The following is a 20,298-nucleotide window of genomic DNA, read 5'->3' on the forward strand; positions in this document are numbered from 1 at the left end:
CTTACCCCAGAATTGGCCAGGCGCACGGCGCCCGGCCAAAACCAGAAAGAAAAAGCCGGGCGCAGTGCCCGGCTTTTTTGGTTCTGGAGACGCGTTCAGCCCTGCGCGACGGCGCCGCGGTTGCCACGGAGGAGGGCGACGTAGGCAATGATCATGACCAGACCGGCGAAGCTGATGCCGAATTCCAGCACCGGCGGGCCGACCTGTCGCAAGGGTGCGATGATCAGGATGCCGGTGACGAGGGCGAGTGCACGGAGCGGTGGCGCAAGGCGGGTCATGCCGTGGCCGATGATCGCGGCCGAGACGAGGATCAGCGCAACGAGGGCACTGGCGAAGACATAGGCAATCTCCCACCACGGGCCGGCCATCAGGAGGCCCGGCTTGTAGATGAAAAGGAAGGGCAGGAAATAGGCGATCCAGCCGAATTTGAACGCTTGGATGCCGGTCTTCAGCTGCGGCGCGCCCGAGATCGACGCGGCGGCGAAGGCGGCCATGGCGATGGGCGGTGTGATCATCGACAACATCCCGTAGTAGAAGACGAACATATGCGCGGCGAGCGCCGGAATGCCGAGCTGCACGAGGGCGGGAGCGGCCATGGTGGCGAGCAGCAGGTAGACACCGGTGGTGGGCAGGCCGAGGCCAAGGACGATGCCAACGATGCCGGTGATCAGCAGCAAGCCAAAGAGGTTGGAGCCGCCGAACTGGATGAGGAACAGCGAAAGCGAGAAGCCCAGACCGGTGGTGGCCAGGAGGCCGATGATCATGCCGGCGGCGGCGCAGATCAGGAGAACATCACATACTTGCCCCCCGGTTTTGCGGATGCTTGCCGCCACCTCAATCGGAGATAGGGCAGGCCCCGCCCCGGATGCGCTGCCACCACTTGCGCGGCGGACGGCCCAGAGCGCGAGGGCGACCGCCACTATCAGGCCGAGCGCCCAGATGGCCGCCACCTCTGCGCGCATATCCCATGCAAAAATGGCCCCCAGCAGTACAACAAACGCCCCGAGTGGCAGCCAACCCTTAGTGAGCACTGCGCGCAGGCTCATCTTTTCGATCCAGTCCGCCTCGGCATGGCCGTCGCGGCGGGCGATGAAGTCAATCTGGAAGTAGAGCGAGAGATAGTAGAGCGCGGCAGGCAGGATCGCCGCGAGCAGGATGTCGCCGTACGGCATTTGCAGAAGTTCGGCCATCAGGAAGGCGGCGGCGCCCATCACCGGCGGGGCGAGTTGGCCGCCGGTGGAGGCAACGGCTTCGATGGCACCGGACTGATCGTCGCGAAACCCGGAACGGCGCATCATTGGGATGGTCATCACACCGGTCGACATGACGTTGGAGACGGCGCTGCCCGAAATAGAGCCGAAAAGGCCGGAGGCCACAACGGCCACCTTGGCAGTGTTGCCCGGTCCGCGCCCGGCGACGCGTGTGGCAAGCTGGGTGAAGAACTCGCCCCCGCCCACGGCCAGCAGCAGGCCGCCGAACAGCACGAAGATGACCACGACGAAGGCCGCGATCTGGAGCGCGGCGCCCCAGGTTGCGGCGCTGTCGGTGCCAATGAAGCGCATCACATCTTCCAGCGGCTGGCCGCGACCACGCAGGGGGCCGGGCACGAGGTTGCCCCAGAGAGCATAGGCGAACATGGCGGCGGTGATGACGACCAGGGTCCAGCCGACGACGCGGCGCAGACCTTCGAGCACGAGGAGCGTGACGATGACGCCGAGCCAATAGGATTCGGTCGGGTGAAGGTGGCTCCCTTCGGTCAGAGTGGGAAAGCGGACGAAGACCCAGAGCCCGAGGCCCAGCGCGAGAAGTGACAGGGCGGCATCGAGCCAGACAAGCGGCCCGGTGGACGTTTCGACAGCGCGGGCGAAAACCACGCAGAGCGCCGCGCCCAACAGCAGCGCCGCGACCTGCTCTGGATAGATCAGAAAGCCCATGCGTTGCGGAATGGACAACACCCAAATGACCGCGACGACAGGCACCCCGAAGGCCAGTAGGGCAGCGAGGGGAGAAAAGATGTTGCGGAGGGGGATCACGGCCATGGTCTCGCTTTCTGGCTTTGTCCCGGGCCGCCTGAGCCGCCCGGGGCCTTGCTCTTTGGCCCCGCCCTGCCGAGCGGGGACTAACTGCGGGTTATTCGCAGGCGTCGGCCGGAGCCTCTGCGAACTTGGTCCACTCGCCGCCAGTGATCTCGATGATGTAGCCCGGCAGCTCGGCATCATGGCCATTGAAGCAGATGTCGTCACCAAGAATACCCGAGAAGGTCACGCCCTCCATCTGGTCGGCGATGGCCTGGCGCTCTTCTTCCAGCTTTTCCGGATCGCCGGTGGTGCCTGCGGCCTCCATCAACTGTTTGATCAGGTAGATGGTATCATAGGCTTGGGCATCCGAATGGTGGGCACCAAGCTTATGAATGCCGCGCTCGTTGGCAAGGGCCACGAACTTCTCGTTGAAGCTGGAGGCCTGCTCGGTGCGGCCCTTCCAGAAGCCTGCCACGACTAGCGTGCCATCGCCTTCGGGGCCAAAGAGCTCGACCACATTGGGATCGGAAAAGATCTGCGATCCGATCACCCGGCCTTCGTAACCTTGCCGGTCAAGCTCGGCGATCAGCTTCGAGGCGGATTCGGGCAGCGCGGCAACGGCCACGATGTCGGGGTTGGTCTGTACGATGTTGGCGACCTGCGCCGACATGTCGAATGTCTTCCACTGGACCGGGATCGGATCACCGACTTCGACGCCCGCCGCGGCCAGAAGCTCGGGGTAGAGCTTAGTGCCGGCGGCGTTGGCCACGACCTCGTCGGACACGTAGACGATTTCGGCAGTCTCCATCGGCAGGCCCTTCTCTTTCATCGCGGCGAGCAGGCGGCCGAACTGCTTGTGCTCGTCTTCGGTGAGACGCCAGCCATACTTGCGGCCCTCGGTCAGGCCGGGGGCGGAAGAGGAGGTGGGCAGCATTAGAATCTTGAGCCGGTCGGCGTCATTCAGCGCGACAGAGGCTTCCCCCGAGGAGAAGGGGCCTGCGATGGCGAGAACCTCGTCATCCCGCCCGAGCGAGCGGGCAGCAACGGCGGCCTGCTTGGGGTCTGAGCCGGTATCGTAACGGATCAGTTCGATTGGCTTGCCGTTGATGCCGCCAGCGGCGTTGATCTCTTCGACGGCGATGTCGACAGCCACGTTTGAGGGCTCGCCGTAGCTTTTGAGAAAGCCCGAGGCTACGCCGATATGGCCGATCTTGATGGTATCCTGCGCCAAAAGTGGCGCGGTGGTGCCGAATGTCGCCGCGAGCGCCGCGGCGAGAAGGGTTTTGGTTGGTTTCATGGTCAGTGCTCCCTGTGAGGATCGGTTTATTTGGGTATCAGGCGGACTCAGGCTCGCTGCCGCCGAGATATGCCTCGGTCAAGGCACCATCGGCTGAGAGCTCTTCGGACGTGCCTTCGATGGCGACCGCGCCGAGTTCGAGCACGTAGCCACGCTGGGCGATCTCAAGCGCCATGGTGGTGTTCTGTTCCACGAGCAGAATGCCGATGCCATCGCGGTTGAGCTCACTCAGAAGGGTGAAGAGCTTGTCAACGAAGAGTGGAGAGAGGCCGAGGCTCGGCTCGTCGAGCATGATCAGGCGAGGCCGTGCGACCAACGCGCGGCCGATGGCAAGCATCTGCTGCTCGCCGCCGGAGAGTGAGCTGGCCTGCGCGTTGCGGCGGTCTGCGAGGTTCGGGAAACGGTCATAGATCGCCTCGATCTCCTCCGAGACTGCATCGTCCCGGCGCAGGTAGGCACCCATCAGCAGGTTTTCATGAACCGACATGGAAACGAAAATCTGCCGCCCCTCGGGCACAAGCACCATGCCCTCCCTGACCCGCGCGGCGGGGCTTTGCCCCGTCAGGTCGCGTCCGTTGAAGCTGATGCGGCCCGAAGAGGGCTTCACCGCGCCCTGGAGCGCCCGCAGCAGCGAGGTCTTGCCTGCGCCGTTGGCCCCGAGGACCGTGACGATCTCGCCCGGAGAGACAGTGAGCGACACGCCTTTGACGGCCTGGGTGCGCCCATAGGTGACGCCAAGTGTTTCGACCTCAAGCATGGACTTCTCCCTTGGCTTCGGCGTGGCGGGACCCGAGGTAGGCCTCGAGCACCTGCGGATCGTGCTGCACGTCATTTGTGGAGCCGTCGTAGATGAGCCGCCCGAAGTTGAGCACAACAGCCCTGTCGCAGAGGCTGCGCACGAGGCTCATGTCGTGCTCTACGATCAGGATGGTCACGCCGGTCTCTGAGATCTGCACGAGAAAGTCGCGCAGCGCGGCGGTTTCGGAGGGGTTGAGGCCGGCAGCTGGCTCGTCGAGCATCAGCATCTTGGGCCGGGAGGCCAAGGCACGAACCACCTCGATCTTCTTGCGTACGCCGTAGGGCAGCGTGGCCACCACCTCGCCCGGGTAGCTATCCATGCCCATGTCGTCGAGCAGGGCCTCGGCCTCCTGCCGCCAGCGCGAACGCTTCAGCAGCGGGGTGACCATATCGAGCGGCGAGCCAACCTGTGCGTGCTGGCCGAGCATGATGTTCTCGACAACCGAGAGGTGGGGCATCAGCCGGATATTCTGGAAGCTGCGCGCCATGCCGCGCCGCACACGCATCCGCGAGGGGATGTCGGTGATGTCTTCACCGTCGAAGATGACCCGCCCGGTATCTGGGGTGTAGACCCCTGACATGAGGTTGAAAATCGTCGTCTTGCCCGCGCCGTTGGGCCCGATCAGCGCCATCCGCGCACCGCGGGGCACGTCGAAGCTGCAATCGTCGATCACCTGCACCCCGCCGAAGCTCTTGGAGAGGTTGGTGAGCTTGAGGATCGTCTCGGTCATTGGGTCACCTCCGAGAGGGACTTGCCCCGGTTGCGGCGGAAACGGAGGCGCTCCACCATGGTTCGGGTCACGACGCCCTCGGGGCGGACGGCCATCATCACCACGGCGAGGACGCCGAGGATCACGAAGCGCCAGCTGTCATCAGGAGGCGAGACATCGGCGGTGGCACCGAAGAGGTCTGCCAGCCCCTGTTTGAGCGCGGGCAGCAACTCGCGCAGCAATTCGGGCAGAAGGGTGAAGAAGGCGGCACCAACGAGCGGGCCCCAAGGAGTTTGGGTGCCGCCGAGCAGCACATAGAGCAGCACGTAGATCGAGACGAGGGCGTTGAAGCTCTGCACCTCCACGAAGCCGAAGCTGAAGGCGTAGAAGGCACCCGACAGCCCCGCAAGGGCTGCGCCCACGCCGAAGGCGACCACCTTCACGTTGCGGATGGAGACGCCCATCAGGTCGGACACGTCTTCATCATCGTGGATCGCCCGCATCGACAGTCCGAAGCGGGTGGACATGAGGTAGAAAACGAAGAGGCACACCAGTACTGCCGCGATCGCGGGAGGCTGCCAGTCGACGTAGCCCGGCACCGAGAGGCCCATCGCGCCGCCGAGGAACTCGGTGTTGATGATGACCCCTGCGACGACCTCCGCGAAAGCGAAGGTTGCCAACACAAGGTAGACCCCCTTGGTGCGCAGGATCGGGAAGGCGAGGGCCACGCCAATCAGCCCGGAGAGCACCATGCCAGCCAGCAGCGCCACGAAGATGGGAAGGTCGTAGCTCGCGGAGACCATGGCGGCGGCATAGGCGCCAAGCGCCTGAAAGCCCGCGCCGCCGAGGTTGAGCTGCCCCGAGGCCACCGAAAGGTAGATCCCGTAGGCGAAGATCACGTTGATAGAGAGGATCGAGATGATCCCGGCCATGTATCCAGACATCTCAGAGCTTCCCCTTGCCGATGGAATGGTGGCCGAGAAGTCCGCTCGGCTTGACGATGAGCATCAGCAAGAGGGCACCCCAGACGACGACCTGAACGGTGTCGGCGCCGATGAAGTGCACGGTCATCAACTCAAGAAAGCCCACGACGAGGCCACCGATGACCGCACCCCAGATCGAGCCCAGCCCGCCAATGACCATGCCGGCGATGGCCTTGGCCCCGACATCCTCACCCATCATTGGGGAGACTTCGCCGTAGTTAACGGCAAAGAGCGCGCCAGCGAGACCGCAAAGCACGCCGGTGAGCATGAACACGACCGGGACGATCTTTGCGGTGTCCACACCCAACACATTCGCGGCGTCGGGGTTTTCGGCGATGGCCCGCAGGCCCCGGCCGATGCGCGACCGCTTCAGCAGCTGAGTGAGGCCCAGAACGATCAGCACGGTGATGAAGAGCGAAACCAGCTGCGGGACGCGGATGAAGATGCCGGCCACGTGCAGCGTGAGGTCGGCATCCGGCCCTTCGAAGCGGCGGCCTTCCGTGCCGTAGGCAATGCGGACGAGGTTTTCGACGATCAGCAGGAAGCCGAGGGAAGAGACCAGCGGAATCGCGTGCTCGGTGCTGTCTCCATATTTCGTCTTGAGATAGCGGAAGGTGAACCGCTCGACGATCAGCGAGACGATAACTGCGGCGAGGATGCCCGCCATGATCGCGGGAAACCAGTGGATTGGACCCCCGAGGCCGAACGGCAGCCCCCAAGATGACAGCGCCCACCCGAGCATACCGGCCAGCATGAATAGGGTTGGGATGGTGAAGTTGAGAAAATTGAGGATGCCGATTGTCAGGGTGAAGGCCACGGCGACGGTCACGTAGACCGACCCCAGCATCAGGGCGTTCACAAGCTGCTGCAGGAATAGCATCACGTCTGCCCTTTTATTTTTTTGTACACAATTTGAGCATCTCCGGCACTCTTTGTGCAGTCTTTTCCCGAGCTGACACCAGCGCGAATCCAAGGTGCCTCTAGTGGCCTATGATCCCCAGATTGGCCAAAAAGCCTTTCTTTTCTCGTGCTTATCAACTTTCGTTCCCCGTTATTTGTCCTTCAGATCGGATTTCATCTTGAAGATTTGTCCAAACCTTTTGTACACAATGAGAAGCAACATCCTAGCTGTCAAGCATGCTGAAGGAGGCGAGGGCCAAATGAGTGACAAAACCGAGCGCGTGCTCATTGTAGGTGCAGGTCCGGTCGGACTGGTGGCCGCAGCGAGCCTTGCGGAGGCGAAAATCCCCGTAACCATTCTGGAGCGGAGCGATGATCTGCCCCAGGATTTACGGGCCTCTACCTTCCATCCGCCGACGCTCGACATGCTCGACCGTTTCGGCATTTCGGAGCAGTTGGTGGCCCGCGGCCTTGTCTGCCCCAACTGGCAGTTCCGCGACCGCAACGAGGGAGTCGTCGCCCATTTCGACCTCGGCCTGCTGTCGGACGAAACGAATCACCCCTACCGGCTCCAGTGTGAGCAGTGGAAGCTGACCGAAGCGCTGCGGGCGCGGCTGGAGATCAGTGATTGCGTAGAAATGATCTACGGTGCCATCGGTACGTCGCTCACGCAGGATGCGGATGGTGTAACGCTGACAGCAGAGCGCAGTGACGGCAGCACCGAGGTGTTCAAGGGGCGCTACCTCATTGCTTGTGACGGCGCCCATTCGCGCATGCGTAAGTCGCTCGACATCGAGTTCGAGGGCCTGACCATCCCCGAGATATTCCTGTCGATGTCCACGGAATTCGACTTTGCAAAGGCGATCCCCGATCTGGCGCCAATCGCCTACCTGACGGACCCTGAGGAATGGGCGGTGCTCCTGCGCACTCCCTCGCTCTGGCGAGTGCTGCTGCCGACCGATCCGAGCATGACCGACGAGCAGATCAAGGACCCGGCCCTGATGGAACAACGACTGCAGAAGCTCTGCCCGAAGGACGGCCCCTACGACGTGGCACATGCCACCGCCTACCGCGTGCACCAGAGGGTTGCCAAGAAATACGTGAAGGGCCGTGCCTTCCTGGCCGGGGATTCGGCACATCTGAACAACCCGCTCGGCGGAATGGGCATGAACGGCGGCATCCATGACGCCGTGAACCTCGTTGAGAAGCTGATTCCCGTCTGGCGCGGCGAGGCCGATCTTTCATCGCTCGACCGCTACGAGCGGCAACGCCGGCAAGTCTGCATCGACACGGTGCAGGAGCAATCCATGCGTAACCGCAAGATGATGGCCGAGAACGACCCGGAGGCCCGCGCGCGCTACCACGACGAGTTACGCGCCATCGTGGCCGATCCGGCCCGCCACAAGGACTTTCTCATGCGTTCCTCGATGCTCCAATCCCTCAAGGATCTGGAAGAGGTGGCCTGAGCCCAACCTGAAAAGACGATCAGCAGGAGAGATATCAAGATGACTGACAGCCTCGGCTACCGCATGAAATTCGGCGTCATCGCGCCCTCTACCAACACCTCGGTGCAACCCGAGTTCGACGACATGCGCCCGGTGGGCGTGACCAACCATTTCTCGCGGATCAAGATCCCCGACCGCCCGGTGAACAACGACGAGGACTTCAACAACCTCGTCATGGGTATTCGCGCCGCCACTATGGAGGCGATCGACGTGGTAAAGACCTGTTCGCCCGGCGCGATGGTCATGGGCATGTCGGCCGAGACCTTCTGGGATGGCAAGGAACGCGCCGACAAGTTGCAGGCGGAGATCATGGACCGCGCGGGCATGCCCGTGGCCATGGGCTCGGATGCCTGCATGAACGCGCTCAAGTGCTTTGGCGACATCAAGAAGATCGCGGTCATCACGCCCTACATGCCCGTGGGCGACCAACAGGTAGAGCGCTATTTCACCGATTGCGGCTACGAGGTGGTGCAGGTGAAGGGGCTGAAGTGCAAGAGCCCCATGCTGATTGCCCACGAAACCGAAAAGACCCTGCGTGACGCGATCAACGAGGTGAACGACCCTTCGGTCGAAGCGATCATCCAGGCGGGGACCAACCTTGCCATGGCCCGTGTCGGCGGAATTGCGGAGTTCTGGCTCGACAAGCCGGTGATCGCCATCAACACCGCAACCTACTGGCACGCGCTGCGGATGAACGGGATCAACGACAAGGTGCAGGGCTTCGGCTCGCTCCTGTCGCACTACTGAGGCGGGCCGCATGGAATACGATTTCGTCCCCCTGTCCGACCGCAAGCCGCTCAAATGGCCCGGCGACAACCGTCTTGCCGTGATCCTGACGATCAACCTCGAATACTGGGATCCGGTTCAGGACAGCGACAAGCCCTACTACCCCGGCGGGCCCGGCATTGTTGGCGGCAACCTGCCCGGCAACGTCTATGACAACCCCAACTTCACCTGGCGCGAATACGGGCACCGGGTGGGGGTCTGGCGGATGTTCGACCTGTTCGACGCCGAAGGTGTACCGGCCTCCTGCACCATGAATGCGAAGATGGCGCTCAAACGCAGGGCTGTCATCGACGCCGCGCTGGAGCGGGGCTGGGAGATTGTGCCCCACAACTACGTTCAGGACGAACTGCTGACCGATTACATGTTCGACGAGGCCGCCGAGCGCGACGTGATCAAGCGCACGCTCGACGTTTACGAGAGCACCATTGGCAAGAAGCCCAAGGGGTGGCTTTCGTCGTCTCTGCGCTCGACATTGAACACCATCGACATTCTGGCGGACGAGGGGCTGATCTTTGTCACCGACCTGCTGAACGACGACCAGCCCTACCTCGTCAAGACAAAGTCCGGCGCGCCGATGGTGTCGATCTCCTACACGTCCGAGGTCAACGACTTCTCGTTCCTGCGGCAGGGCCTGACGGTGGAAACCGGTTACGCGATGTTCAAGGAGCAGTTCGACTGGCTCTATGAGGAGAGCGCCACCTCTGGCAGGGTCATGAACATCGGCCTGCATCCCCATGTCATCGGTCAGCCGTTCCGCATTCGCGCGCTGCGGGACTTCATCCGTTACGCAAAAAGTCACGCGGGCGTCTGGTTTCCGAAGCGCGAGGAGATTGCGGAGTGGTATCTTGAAAACCACGCGAGCCACATCACCCCACCCGGAGGAGAACCGACAGCATGAACAAGGACGCCGCCCTCGACGAAGCCGCCCTGTCCGAAGAACTGGACCTCGCGGGCATCGAAAAGCCCGCTGATCGGGCTTACGAGGGCATTCGTCGGGCCATCCTCTCGGGGATGCTGCCCGGCGGTGCGCATCTGGGCGAGGAGGCGCTGGCCCGCATGACCGGCACCAGCCGCACGCCCGTGCGCGAGGCGTTACGGCGAATCGTGGGCGAGGGCCTTGCCCATGAGGAGGGTCGCTCGCGCTTCGTGGCGGAGTTTCCCTTCGAAGAGGTGGCGATCGTCTTCGATATCCGCGCCCGGCTCGAAAGCTACGCCGCGCGCGTGGCGGCGGAACGGATCACCGAAGAGGAACTCACCGAGCTAGCCCGGATCATCAACGCCATCGACGAGCTAGACAGCGAGCCACGCGACCGCAACACAATCCGCGCGTTCGCTGACCTCAACACTCGCTTTCACGCCGGGATCATCACCGCCACTCGGTCGCCGCAAATGCAGAACCTCTCGGTGCGTGCCACGTCGATCCCGCTGGAAATGATCAAGCAGTTCGTCTGGTCGCAGCAGGTAAACATCGCCCGCTCCAACCAGCAGCACCGCGACCTGCTGACCGCGCTCGAAAACCACAACCCTACGGCCGCCGAAGCGATCATGTCGGCCCATATCCTTTCCACCCGGCCCAACCGGCCCTTGCCCAAGACCGGACCTTCCGAATGAAAGATCTTCGCAGCGATATCACCGAGGGCCTGAAGCCCGTTACCGGATACGTCAATGGGCACTTTGTTGCCCCTACCGGCGCCGAAATCCCGGTGCTCGACCCGGCGAGCGCCAAACCCGTGGCGGTGCTGCACGAGAGCGATGCAGGCGAGGTCGAAGCGGCTGTTGCCGCCGCGCGTGCCGCATATCAGTCCGGGCCCTGGGCGGCGGCCAGCGTGGCGCAGCGGCAGAAGGCCCTGATCGCGATCCACGATCTGATCCTTGCCAACGCCGAGGAGCTGGCCGCGCTGGAAACCCTGAACACGGGCATTCCCTACACCCAGACGAAGAACATGCATGTACCGCGTGCCGCACAGAACTTCCGGTTCTTCGCCGAATTCATCAACCAGGACGGCGGCGAGGTTTTCACGCAGGAGAAGGGCTACATGTCCTTCGTGACCTATGAGCCGATGGGGGTTTGCGCCCTGATTGGGCCGTGGAACATGCCGCTGGGCCTGACGGCGATGAAGATGGCGGGTGCGCTGGCCTTCGGAAACACCTGCGTGGTGAAGCCCTCCGAGATCACCCCACTCACCCTCTCGCGCCTCTTCGAGCTGATCCACGCAGCCAAGATCCTGCCGGACGGTGTGGTGAATCTCGTCAACGGGCGAGGCCAAGTGACGGGCGAGGCGCTGTCGGCCCACCCCGACATCGACATGGTGTCCTTTACCGGGGGCACTACCACCGGGGCGCGGATCCTTTCGGCCCTGGCGCAGGGGATCAAGGGCGGGGCGATGGAGCTAGGGGGGAAATCGCCCTCGATCGTCTTCGACGATGCCGATTTTGACCGTGCCATGGACGGCGCCCTCTTGGGCTCCTTCATGAACAATGGCCAGATGTGCCTCGCTGGCTCACGGCTCTTCGTGCAAGAGAGCGTGGCGGATCGGTTCATCGAGGAGTTCGCCACGCGCACCAAGGCGCTGCGGGTGGGTGACCCGTTTGACCCCGCCACCGAGATTGGCCCGATGATCAACGCCGCGCAGGTCGAGCGCGTGATGGGCTACGTGGACAGTGGGCGCGCAGAAGGCGCAACCCTATTGGCGGGCGGTGCCCGGATCGAGGGCCGCGAGGGCTTTTACATCGAGCCCACGGCCATGCAGGCCGAAAGCAATGCGCTGGCGATTTGCCAAGAAGAGATATTTGCCCCCTTCGCAACTCTGCAAACCTTCTCCGATGAGGAGGAGGTCACGGAGCGGGCCAATGACAGCATGTTCGGCCTCGTCGGCTACGTCTGGACGGCAGACCTTGAGCGGGCACTGCGTATGTCGAGCCGCCTCGCCACCGGGACCGTTCTGGTTAACACGCCGATCATGCGCGACCTGCGCACCGGCTTCGGCGGCATCCGCCAATCGGGCATCGGGCGCGAGGGGGCCAAGGGCTCGCGGGCCATGTTCACCGAAATGAAATCCACCATCGTCGCGCTGGAGCGCCCTGCCCTGCCCCGCATGGGCACCGGCAGCTGATCCGCGCGGAAAGGCATAGCATCATGAACCACCACCCCTCGCTAAGCGGCAGGGTCATCCTGATCACCGGCGCCTCCCGTGGGCTTGGCCGCGAGATGGCGCTTGCGCTGGCGGGTTCTGGCGCCCGTCTGGCCCTGCTGGGCTCGCAACCATCTGAGGCGCTCGACAGCCTCGCCGAGGAGATCCCCGACACGATGATCCTCACCGCCGACGTGTCTCGCGCAGGGCAGGCCGAAGCCGCCGTGGCGGAGGCAGAGGCCCATTTCGGGCAGATCGACGTGCTGGTGAACAATGCCGGCCTCGGGATGCGCCGGGTCGCCGAGACCTTTAACACCCAACCCACGAAGTTCTGGGAAACATCGCCCGCTGCGTGGTCCGACATCATCGGAGCCAATGTGAACGGACCGTTCTTCATGGCCCGCGCTGCGGTGCCCGGCATGGTCGAGCGCGGCTTTGGCAAGGTCATCAACGTCTCGACCTCGGCGCAGACAATGATCCGCCGTGGCTATGCGCCCTATGGGCCATCGAAGGCGGCGCTTGAAGCTTATTCTCGTGTCTGGGCGCAAGACCTCGAGGGCAGCGGCGTGGATGTGAACGTTTATCTGCCCGGCGGTGCGGCTGACACAGACCTGCTGCCGCCCAGCGCCAACAAGAAGGGGGCAGACGGCAACCTGCTTCCTGCAGACATCATGCGCCGCGGCATCGGGTGGCTATGCTCGGACGCCTCCAACGGCGTTACGGGGGCGCGTTTCATCGCCCGCATGTGGGATGAAAGCCTACCGCCCGACGAGGCCGCACAGGGCGCACGTGACGATCACGGTGACATGCCGAGGATTCTCTAAGATGCTGAGCTTGGGGCGCGCCACAATCGAAAAGGTCACCGACTTCGACCCCTTCGTGTTGCCAGCCTCTTTGTTGCTGCCCGGGCGCGACCTAGCAGAGTTGCAGGGCGAGGCTGCAAGCCTCGAGCCGCTGCACGTGGATTTCCCGGCTGGAAACCTGCTCCTTGCGCTTCATTCCTTTCTGCTCCGCGTGGGCGGCCTGACGATCCTGATCGACAGTTGCGTGGGCGAGCATAAGCACCGCCCACGCCGCGCGGACTGGCATGAACGGCAAGATACCGGCTACCTCGAGCGCCTCGCCCGTGCCGGGGTAAGCCCCGAAGCGGTGGATGTGGTGATGTGCACCCACCTGCATGCAGACCACGTTGGCTGGAACACCCGACTTGAGAACGGTCGGTGGGTGCCGACCTTTCCGCGCGCACGCTACTTGGTGGGCGAGGCGGAGCTGGCCCACTGGTTAGCCGAAGAGACTGCACATCCCGGAGCCCACAACCACGGCGCCTTTGCCGACTCCGTCGAACCGCTGCTTGAAGCCGGGCTGGTTGAACGGGTCTCGGAGGGGTTTTCGCTGGGGGACGGGCTGAACATCATCTCCTGCGCCGGGCATTCCCCGGGGCAGATTGGGCTCGATCTGGACGGAGGAAGCGCGGGCCGGGCGCGGTTTTGCGGCGACGCGTTACACAGCCCGGTGCATGTGTTCCGCCCCGAGTGGTCGACCGCGTTCTGCCATGACCCCAAAGAGGCCGCCGCCACGCGCAGGGCCCTGATTTCGGAGGCAGCGGAAGCCGACACCTTGCTCCTTCCGGCACATCTGCGCGGAAGCATGGCGATGAAGATCACGCGGGACGGCAGCTCGCACTCGGGCTACAGACCGGAGTACCTGTGATGCGCCTGTGCTCAGTCGTCCTTGGTGGCACGGCGGCGCACGCGGGTGCGGTAAACCATCTGCTCCGCGGGGTGCCAGTTGAGCGAGGCGATCAGGATGCCGCGTGCCGTCAGGTAGCGCCGCGAAAGCTGCAACGCCTGCGTCCCCGGCTTGAGCCCTATCGCGCGCGTCATCTCGGCGGGCATCGGCACGGCGCGGATTTCCTGCTGTGCCTCGATGATCGTCTCGCCGGACTTGCGCTCCAACAGGTCAAAGAACGGCCCGTTCTGCTCGGCGAACTCGGGCACCAGATCAGAAAACCGCTCGGGCACGTAGCTTTGGATGTAGCAGAGCGGTCGACCACCCGGAGCGGTCCAGCGCACGCCATCGACACGAATCCAGCGTTCGCCAGCCTTAACCGTGCCCTCGTCGCCTCCGATCACCCGCGCGAGCGCCTCGTCGAGCACCACGGGCGCATCCGTGAGGATCACCATGTAGGTATCGACCGCGATCTGAAACAATTCCTGAAGGCTGTCGAAGCTCTGAGAATAGCCGACCTGCGGATTGGCCGCCAAGACACGTGTGCCCATGCCCTGCCGCCGCTCCACATAGCCCTCTTGCGAAAGGTTGCGCAAAGCTGCCCGCACGGTAAAGCGCGAGGTTCCGAACTCCGCCGAAAGCTCCATTTCCGTAGGCATCAATGTCCCGACCGGATACTGGCCCGCCGCGATCCGCGCCTGCAGCTCGGTCTGGATGCGCGCATATCGCGGGGCCACCTGACCGTCAGACGGAACGTCGCTGTTTTTCGCCATCCTTCAGCTCGGTCCTGCAAGGTTTCATCGGAAAGAGCACATGTCGCGTCCGCAATTAAATGTCCAGCCAATTCGCCACGCTTTTTGCCCCCGCTCCAAGCAGCATTTCGCCGGTGCACACACATTACCGGCTGCAACATCCCTGGCACGCGCAACGGCTATCAAGTCGCGTGGGATCTGATGAAGAGCTATTCGCTGGCTGATTGACCACCTTCACCGGCGGTTTGCGCCGCCGGTGCCCACCTTGACCATATGTCCTGTGCCTTTCATGCAAAATTGGTATGGACAAATATTTCTCGACCTGCCATCCCTCGGCCAAACAAGGAAAAATCCATGACACCCCGCCCCGCTTCCAGCTATTCGCACCGCGCGCGCCTTGGCCTGATCGTGCCGCCGACGAACAGCGTCAACGAAGCGGAATGGCAGCGGATGATGCCCGCTGGGGTCACTTTTCACAGCCACCGGATGAAATTGCACCCGTCCGGTGATCCAGCCCTGATGCGGGACCTGCTCGCGGCAATTGAATTGCTTGGGCAGGTGAGGCCGGACGCGATTGCATACGCCTGCACGGCGGGCTCCATGACAACGCCCTCCTCGCAGATGCCCGAGACCGCCTCCGAGGCGTCCGGGCACAGCGTGCTAACCACATCACATGCCCTAATCCTCGCCCTGCAGGCACTGGGCGCCGAGAAGATTTCGGTGGCGACCCCTTACGCAGAAGCGACCAATGCCCACGAGGTCGAGTTCCTTGCTGCCCACGGGATCGAGACTCTCGCGATTGCGGGGCTGGGCATCGGCGCGGGCGGGCCGCATGAGTTCGTCCAGATCGCGCAAACGCCGCTGGCAAAGGTGAAAGCCCACGCGCTTGAAACCTTCTCACCGGGCAGCGATGCACTCCTGCTCGCCTGCACCGACTTCCCCACCTTGCCGCTGATCAAGGAGCTTGAAGCCGAGCTCAATGTGCCCGTCATCTCCTCCAACACCGCAACGCTCTGGGCCATGCTTCGGGCCTGCGGCGTGACCGATGATCTGCCCGACGGCGGAAGACTATTTGCTGCCTGAGCGCGGCCACGGAAAACGACAGAAAAGGACCAAACCATGCCCGATCCCGCATTGCGCACAGCCATCAAGAACGGCGAGTTCATTCTCGCCCCCGGCGTTTTTGAAGCGATCTCGGCCCTGCTGGCCGACCGCGAAGGCTTCAAGGCGCTCTATGTCACCGGCTATGGCACCGTGGCTTCCGCGCTCGGCCTGCCGGATGCCGGACTGGCCACCTACTCCGATATGCTGGGCCGGATCGCCACCATCTGCGAACGCACGACAACCCCGGTGATCGCGGATGCCGACACCGGTTACGGTGGGCTCTTGAACGTGGCCCACACCGTCCGCGGCTACGAGGATGCAGGCGTGAGCGCTATCCAGATGGAAGACCAGGAGTTTCCCAAGAAATGCGGCCACACGCCCAACCGCCGGGTGGTGCCGCTGGAAGACATGTTGCGCAAGATCGAGGTGGCCGCTGATGCCCGGCGCAGCGATGACTTTCTGATCATCGCACGCACCGATAGCCGCACCGGCCTCGGCCTTGACGAGGCGATCAAGCGCGGCAAAGCCTTTGCCAAGGCAGGCGCGGACGTGGTCTTCGTCGAAAGCCCCGAGAGCGAGGACGAGATGAAGCGGATCTGCGACGAGATCGACGCGCCGCTCTTTGCCAACATGGTCAACGGTGGCCGGACGCCCCTGCTCTCCGCCGATCGGCTGAAAGAGCTGGGCTTCTCCATCGGTATCCACCCGGCACTGGGCTTTCTGGCCATGGGGGCGGCACTGCAAAAGGCTTATGCCGACCTCAAGGCCAATGGCGAAACCACGGACGCCATCGACCTCTACGACTTTGGCAAGTTCAACGAGCTTGTCGGGTTTCCAGCGGTCTGGGATTTTGAGAAGAAATACGCGCAAGTGTGAGGAACGGCACCCATGTCTGACGATCTTGAAGCCAACTATTCGGCGGCCTATTCCAACAAGTCCGGTTACGGAGAGCGCCCCGCGCTGGTGCTGATCGACTTTGCGCAGGCCTATTACGACCCGGACAACGTGCTTTACGCCGGCGTTGATGATGCGCTGGCATCGGCGCTCCGGGTGCGCGAGGCGGCCCATGCCGCTGGAGTGCCGGTAATCCTGACCGAAGTGACCTATCAAAAGGGGCTTGGTGGCAGAGACGGCGGGCGCTTCTTCGAGAAGGCCCTCCCGCTGAAGGCGTTCATGGAGGGCGAGCGCAGCGGCGGATTCGTGGAAGGGCTGGTTCCGCGCGAGAACGAGCTGATCGTGACCAAGCAGTATCCCTCCGCCTTTTTTGGCACTTCGCTTGCCTCCACGCTCACGGCCGCCGGGCATGACAGCGTGATCCTCACCGGGCTCACCACCTCGGGCTGCGTGCGGGCAAGCTGCGTGGATTCCATGTCCTACGGGTTCAAGACCATCGTTGTGGCCGACGCTTGTGGCGACCGGCACGCGGGGCCGCACGAGGCGAACCTCTTCGACATGAATGCCAAGTATGCCGATGTCGTTTCGGAGGCCGAGATGCTCGCTTATCTCGCCAGCCTCGCTGGCAAGGGCACGGCGGCATGAGCCGACGTCGGATCGCGCTGCTCGGTGGTGCTGGCGGAATCGGCCGGGTGCTGGCTGCCGAGCTCGTGGCCGCGGGCGACGAGGTATTGATCCTCGATTTGCCAGCCTCGCTCGAACGCCACAGCATTACCGAGGGCATCGAGATCGACGTGACCGACGAAGCCTCGGTTGCGGGTGCGTTCAGCAAAGTCGGCACCACCCTCGACGGCTTCGTGAACCTGGCGGGTTACAACACCGACCTCACGCCCTTGGTCGAGATGGAGCCCGGCTACTTTGACGAGATCATCGCGGCCAACCTGCGCGGTGCTTTCCTTGCGGCCCGCGCGGCCGCTCCGCTTCTTGCGAAGGCCCGCGCAGGTGAGTTGGGCAGCATGGTCATGATCGCCTCCGGCCTCGCCTCGCACGTCCGGCCCGGTTACGGTGCCTACTCGGCCTCAAAGGCTGCCGTGATTGCCATGACCAAGACCCTCGCGCTGGAACTCGCGCCGAAACTGCGCGTGAACGCCGTTGCGCCCGGATTGGTAGACACCGCCTTCTTGCGCGGCGGCACCGGGCGGTCTGCCGAAGATGCAGAGAGCATCGTCAACCTTGATGCCTACAAGGCGATCACACCACTGGACCGCATTGCGCAACCCGCCGACATCACCGGCCCGATCCGTTTTTTGCTCGGGCCGGATAGCGGCTTCATGACCGGGCAGGTGCTCTGGGTGAACGGCGGCGGCTACATGCCCTGAGAGCGAAGGGTTACGGGGCTGGACCGATCCAGTCGCCAAGACTTCCGCCACCGCCGGACCGCTCTGACGATGCCGGGGGCGGAATCGAGAAAATCAACTTAATAGTTGATACTAAATTATTTAAATGAAATTCGATTTATTCAGGCACCCCACCCAGCACCCCCGATTCAGGCAGTTTTTGTTATCAGTACATTAGGTGAACAGTTCGATTCCCAGTATTCGCGCAATCCGGAAAATGCTCGCTGGGGTTGTGGAGATAAAGCCCCTTAACATCCCATTCAGAATCCGCCCCTTAGCACCCCTTCGTAGGTCGACCGAATCCCGTCCTTCAGGCTCCGTACGTTGTTCCATCCAAGCGCATGGAGCCATGGGCTGTCCATCAGCTTCCACGGTATCCCTTCCGGCTTGCTTTCGTCAAACACCAGCGCGGCGTCGTAGCCTACCACCTCTGCGACTGTCTGTCCCAGATTGAAAACGAAGACCATTTCGCTTGATCCACCAAGGCTCACCCGAATTTTCAAACAGGAGAACTGGTACGTCGAGAACTAGCAGGCTAAGCCAGAGGTCGCTTCGAATGCCGCTACATGGGTAGGCTCTGTTCGGCATCTAAAACCAGATCAAGAGTCTTTCCTCACTCAAACTGTGACACCCAACGCCCGGCTGCGATGAACCGCTCAGGGCCCTCTTGAATCCCTTGAACCATTGCATTTGCGCGCTGGGCAAGCATAAGTCATTCGCAACATGATCGTAAAAAAATCAACTCTTTGGATCGGGTGGTTTGGGGCGCTTGCTATCGCGGTAGTCGCATGCATCTGCCCGAACAGGCTCGCCAATATTTGACGCCTTCTCCGAGAGTGGACGGCCCCAGAATGGGGTGGTAGTTTCCTTCGGCCTGTGCAACTCCGACATGAGGGAATATGCGCAACTTTCGAAAATTTGCGGCGCCAACCTTGGCCGGACCGCTCATGTTGGGCCTAACAATCCAGTGGATTGACTTGGGGCCTATTCCCTTGTCGCAAATCTCCTATCTAGTTCCGTTCTTTGCCCTTATCCCATTTCTAATGAAAAGCTGTGCGGTGAAGCCGCCAAGCATGATCGTGGGATACTGGATATTTGTGGCGGCTCTGATTGTAGCGGTTCCGTTCAGTAATGACTTAGGAGAGGGCTTTTCGGTCATTGCGAGGAGCATCGTCTACTCGGTTCTGGCGTATTTCATGTATTTCTGGCTATCCACGGAGGATCAGAATCGCAGGGAAGAACAACTGGCCAATGCGATATTCTGGGTCGTCCCCGGTTTCTGCGTCGCCTACTATGTATCCTCTCTGGTAGCAGGTGTGAATGTCTTCAGGATCCTCACCATTGGAATAACCACCGGAAATCCCTACATCATTCAGTATCAAATGTTCGACCTCGTGTTTAATCGGGGGAATGTGGATGGTGAGTTCTCGTCGGCTGCGCGCCACGGGATAATAATCTCACTTTTCACAGCGAGTTACCTTCACATCTTTCTGCGAAAGCGAAGGAGCGTTCTAGGCAACGTATATTGCACCGGAATAGTCATATTTGCTCTTTTGAGCTTTTCCCGGTCTTCCCTGTTAGGTGCTGCGCTTGGGCTGGCCTGCTACATCATGTTTCGCATTGCTCAACGGACATTTCCTTGGGGCAAGCTGCTCATGGCTTTGGGGGGCGTCTCGGTCATGCTCCTGACCGCCAACTTGGTGGGCACAAACCTTGGCATTGCAGACATCTTGCAGGAGAAGTTAGTGGCCGATATTGCCGACAATCCAAGAGTTCACGAGTTCTATCAGATCGTCGAAAAAATAGACGATCGTGCGTTTCTGGGTTGGGGGACGGGAACCAGCCTTAATCTGGTCGGGCTTTCCGCGCAGTATCCGCACAACTTTATCCTCTATGCCTGGCATCAGGCCGGTATTCTTGGCCTGTTCACGGGTGTCGCATTTGTCGCGCTCACACTCCTCCTCATTGCGAATTACGTATCCAACGCGATGCACTTCTCACGCTCAGATGAGGTGGTCGCCCGGCGGTTCATACTCGGCGCAATACTGATGTGTTTTGTTCTGGTCCGGCTCATGTTTGCAAAGGCGGGCCTGCTCGCAGTTCCGGAGTGGACGGCATTGGCCCTGTCCTGTTATGCGGTCATGAACGCCAGACGCCTTCGATCCGCCCGCCACCGCTCGCCTTACGAGATACCGCATGGGATTGGCTACCAACCGGGTGTAACGGCATAGAAAGCCACGCAATTCTGGGCTAACGTCCGGCCCGCGCCGTCGCGCGACGCCGGCCACAGGCTGA

At 62.3% G+C, this 20,298-nt stretch carries 20 protein-coding genes; 12 read left to right on the top strand and 8 right to left on the bottom strand.

Translation table 11 applies throughout. The features are described from left to right. Positions 1–95: 95 nt before the first annotated feature. From ACXAG6_RS00290 to ACXAG6_RS00315, 6 genes are all read right to left on the bottom strand, one after another. Complete coding sequence (locus ACXAG6_RS00290; protein WP_475333959.1) at positions 96–2,039, bottom strand: TRAP transporter permease; 1,944 nt, start codon at positions 2,037–2,039, stop codon at positions 96–98. A gap of 91 nt (positions 2,040–2,130) precedes the next feature. Continuing rightward, entirely contained in the window at positions 2,131–3,315 is a 1,185-nt protein-coding gene (locus ACXAG6_RS00295; protein WP_475333961.1) for an ABC transporter substrate-binding protein, read from the bottom strand. Between the two features lie 37 nt (positions 3,316–3,352). Next, on the bottom strand, positions 3,353–4,072 hold the full coding sequence (locus tag ACXAG6_RS00300) for an ABC transporter ATP-binding protein (RefSeq protein WP_475333963.1): 720 nt from the start codon (positions 4,070–4,072) through the stop codon (positions 3,353–3,355). Further along, positions 4,065–4,844 carry an ABC transporter ATP-binding protein gene (locus tag ACXAG6_RS00305; protein WP_475333964.1) on the bottom strand — a complete coding sequence of 260 codons (780 nt, stop codon included), beginning with the start codon at positions 4,842–4,844 and terminating at the stop codon, positions 4,065–4,067. The genes ACXAG6_RS00300 and ACXAG6_RS00305 overlap by 8 nt, the downstream gene beginning before the upstream one ends. Continuing rightward, the gene (locus ACXAG6_RS00310; protein ID WP_475333966.1) at positions 4,841–5,767 is read right to left on the bottom strand and encodes a branched-chain amino acid ABC transporter permease; all 927 of its coding nucleotides are present in this window, start codon (positions 5,765–5,767) and stop codon (positions 4,841–4,843) included. Before ACXAG6_RS00310 ends, ACXAG6_RS00305 begins: the two co-directional genes overlap by 4 nt. Before the next feature lies 1 nt (position 5,768). After that, complete coding sequence (locus ACXAG6_RS00315) at positions 5,769–6,686, bottom strand: branched-chain amino acid ABC transporter permease (protein ID WP_475333967.1); 918 nt, start codon at positions 6,684–6,686, stop codon at positions 5,769–5,771. Between the two features lie 280 nt (positions 6,687–6,966). Between ACXAG6_RS00315 and ACXAG6_RS00320 the strand changes: the two genes are divergently transcribed. Genes ACXAG6_RS00320 through ACXAG6_RS00350 form a run of 7 tightly spaced genes read left to right on the top strand, consistent with a single transcriptional unit; the run spans position 6,967 to position 13,838 of the window. Next, on the top strand, positions 6,967–8,172 hold the full coding sequence (locus tag ACXAG6_RS00320) for an FAD-dependent oxidoreductase (protein ID WP_475333969.1): 1,206 nt from the start codon (positions 6,967–6,969) through the stop codon (positions 8,170–8,172). Between the two features lie 39 nt (positions 8,173–8,211). Then, positions 8,212–8,958 (top strand): maleate cis-trans isomerase family protein, encoded by a 747-nt coding sequence (locus ACXAG6_RS00325; RefSeq protein ID WP_475333971.1) that lies wholly within the window; start codon positions 8,212–8,214, stop codon positions 8,956–8,958. A 10-nt stretch (positions 8,959–8,968) separates the two neighbouring features. Continuing rightward, positions 8,969–9,895, top strand: coding sequence for a polysaccharide deacetylase family protein (locus tag ACXAG6_RS00330; RefSeq protein WP_475333972.1), 927 nt, complete (start codon positions 8,969–8,971; stop codon positions 9,893–9,895). Further along, positions 9,892–10,608, top strand: coding sequence for a GntR family transcriptional regulator (locus ACXAG6_RS00335; RefSeq protein WP_475333973.1), 717 nt, complete (start codon positions 9,892–9,894; stop codon positions 10,606–10,608). Before ACXAG6_RS00330 ends, ACXAG6_RS00335 begins: the two co-directional genes overlap by 4 nt. After that, entirely contained in the window at positions 10,605–12,110 is a 1,506-nt protein-coding gene (locus ACXAG6_RS00340) for an aldehyde dehydrogenase (protein ID WP_475333975.1), read from the top strand. Before ACXAG6_RS00335 ends, ACXAG6_RS00340 begins: the two co-directional genes overlap by 4 nt. A gap of 23 nt (positions 12,111–12,133) precedes the next feature. Then, a complete protein-coding gene (locus ACXAG6_RS00345) occupies positions 12,134–12,952 on the top strand; it encodes an SDR family NAD(P)-dependent oxidoreductase (RefSeq protein WP_475333976.1) in 819 nt (272 codons plus the stop codon). 1 nt (position 12,953) lies between these two features. Continuing rightward, positions 12,954–13,838 carry an MBL fold metallo-hydrolase gene (locus tag ACXAG6_RS00350; protein WP_475333978.1) on the top strand — a complete coding sequence of 295 codons (885 nt, stop codon included), beginning with the start codon at positions 12,954–12,956 and terminating at the stop codon, positions 13,836–13,838. Between the two features lie 11 nt (positions 13,839–13,849). Here the strand turns inward: ACXAG6_RS00350 and ACXAG6_RS00355 are convergent, their stop codons facing one another. Next, complete coding sequence (locus ACXAG6_RS00355) at positions 13,850–14,629, bottom strand: GntR family transcriptional regulator (protein ID WP_475333979.1); 780 nt, start codon at positions 14,627–14,629, stop codon at positions 13,850–13,852. Between the two features lie 333 nt (positions 14,630–14,962). On the opposite strand from ACXAG6_RS00355, the gene ACXAG6_RS00360 reads away from it, so the two are divergent. Genes ACXAG6_RS00360 through ACXAG6_RS00375 form a run of 4 tightly spaced genes read left to right on the top strand, consistent with a single transcriptional unit; the run spans position 14,963 to position 17,985 of the window. Further along, positions 14,963–15,691: a maleate cis-trans isomerase family protein gene (locus ACXAG6_RS00360; RefSeq protein WP_475333980.1), complete on the top strand. Its 729-nt coding sequence runs from the start codon at positions 14,963–14,965 to the stop codon at positions 15,689–15,691. A 36-nt stretch (positions 15,692–15,727) separates the two neighbouring features. Further along, positions 15,728–16,588: an isocitrate lyase/PEP mutase family protein gene (locus tag ACXAG6_RS00365; protein WP_475333982.1), complete on the top strand. Its 861-nt coding sequence runs from the start codon at positions 15,728–15,730 to the stop codon at positions 16,586–16,588. A gap of 12 nt (positions 16,589–16,600) precedes the next feature. Next, positions 16,601–17,251, top strand: a complete 651-nt coding sequence (locus tag ACXAG6_RS00370) for an isochorismatase family protein (RefSeq protein ID WP_475333984.1) — start codon at positions 16,601–16,603, stop codon at positions 17,249–17,251. Beyond that, positions 17,248–17,985, top strand: a complete 738-nt coding sequence (locus ACXAG6_RS00375; protein WP_475333986.1) for an SDR family NAD(P)-dependent oxidoreductase — start codon at positions 17,248–17,250, stop codon at positions 17,983–17,985. The genes ACXAG6_RS00370 and ACXAG6_RS00375 overlap by 4 nt, the downstream gene beginning before the upstream one ends. 278 nt (positions 17,986–18,263) lie before the next feature. On the opposite strand, the gene ACXAG6_RS00380 is transcribed toward ACXAG6_RS00375, so the two are convergent. Then, complete coding sequence (locus ACXAG6_RS00380) at positions 18,264–18,431, bottom strand: hypothetical protein (protein ID WP_475333988.1); 168 nt, start codon at positions 18,429–18,431, stop codon at positions 18,264–18,266. 645 nt (positions 18,432–19,076) lie between these two features. On the opposite strand from ACXAG6_RS00380, the gene ACXAG6_RS00385 reads away from it, so the two are divergent. Then, complete coding sequence (locus tag ACXAG6_RS00385) at positions 19,077–20,234, top strand: hypothetical protein (protein WP_475333989.1); 1,158 nt, start codon at positions 19,077–19,079, stop codon at positions 20,232–20,234. The last annotated feature ends 64 nt before the right edge of the window (positions 20,235–20,298 follow it).

Source organism: Vannielia sp. ABF1_015 (assembly GCF_056160745.1).

Coding starts and splice junctions, on each gene's coding strand:
- ACXAG6_RS00350 (WP_475333978.1), top strand. CDS start 12,954: ATGCTGAGCTTGGGGCGCGCCACAATCGAAAAGGTCACCGACTTCGAC.
- ACXAG6_RS00340 (WP_475333975.1), top strand. CDS start 10,605: ATGAAAGATCTTCGCAGCGATATCACCGAGGGCCTGAAGCCCGTTACC.
- ACXAG6_RS00300 (WP_475333963.1), bottom strand. CDS start 4,072: ATGCTTGAGGTCGAAACACTTGGCGTCACCTATGGGCGCACCCAGGCC.
- ACXAG6_RS00325 (WP_475333971.1), top strand. CDS start 8,212: ATGACTGACAGCCTCGGCTACCGCATGAAATTCGGCGTCATCGCGCCC.
- ACXAG6_RS00355 (WP_475333979.1), bottom strand. CDS start 14,629: ATGGCGAAAAACAGCGACGTTCCGTCTGACGGTCAGGTGGCCCCGCGA.
- ACXAG6_RS00290 (WP_475333959.1), bottom strand. CDS start 2,039: ATGGCCGTGATCCCCCTCCGCAACATCTTTTCTCCCCTCGCTGCCCTA.
- ACXAG6_RS00335 (WP_475333973.1), top strand. CDS start 9,892: ATGAACAAGGACGCCGCCCTCGACGAAGCCGCCCTGTCCGAAGAACTG.
- ACXAG6_RS00310 (WP_475333966.1), bottom strand. CDS start 5,767: ATGTCTGGATACATGGCCGGGATCATCTCGATCCTCTCTATCAACGTG.
- ACXAG6_RS00330 (WP_475333972.1), top strand. CDS start 8,969: ATGGAATACGATTTCGTCCCCCTGTCCGACCGCAAGCCGCTCAAATGG.
- ACXAG6_RS00295 (WP_475333961.1), bottom strand. CDS start 3,315: ATGAAACCAACCAAAACCCTTCTCGCCGCGGCGCTCGCGGCGACATTC.
- ACXAG6_RS00315 (WP_475333967.1), bottom strand. CDS start 6,686: ATGCTATTCCTGCAGCAGCTTGTGAACGCCCTGATGCTGGGGTCGGTC.
- ACXAG6_RS00305 (WP_475333964.1), bottom strand. CDS start 4,844: ATGACCGAGACGATCCTCAAGCTCACCAACCTCTCCAAGAGCTTCGGC.
- ACXAG6_RS00385 (WP_475333989.1), top strand. CDS start 19,077: ATGATCGTGGGATACTGGATATTTGTGGCGGCTCTGATTGTAGCGGTT.
- ACXAG6_RS00375 (WP_475333986.1), top strand. CDS start 17,248: ATGAGCCGACGTCGGATCGCGCTGCTCGGTGGTGCTGGCGGAATCGGC.
- ACXAG6_RS00320 (WP_475333969.1), top strand. CDS start 6,967: ATGAGTGACAAAACCGAGCGCGTGCTCATTGTAGGTGCAGGTCCGGTC.
- ACXAG6_RS00370 (WP_475333984.1), top strand. CDS start 16,601: ATGTCTGACGATCTTGAAGCCAACTATTCGGCGGCCTATTCCAACAAG.
- ACXAG6_RS00345 (WP_475333976.1), top strand. CDS start 12,134: ATGAACCACCACCCCTCGCTAAGCGGCAGGGTCATCCTGATCACCGGC.
- ACXAG6_RS00360 (WP_475333980.1), top strand. CDS start 14,963: ATGACACCCCGCCCCGCTTCCAGCTATTCGCACCGCGCGCGCCTTGGC.
- ACXAG6_RS00365 (WP_475333982.1), top strand. CDS start 15,728: ATGCCCGATCCCGCATTGCGCACAGCCATCAAGAACGGCGAGTTCATT.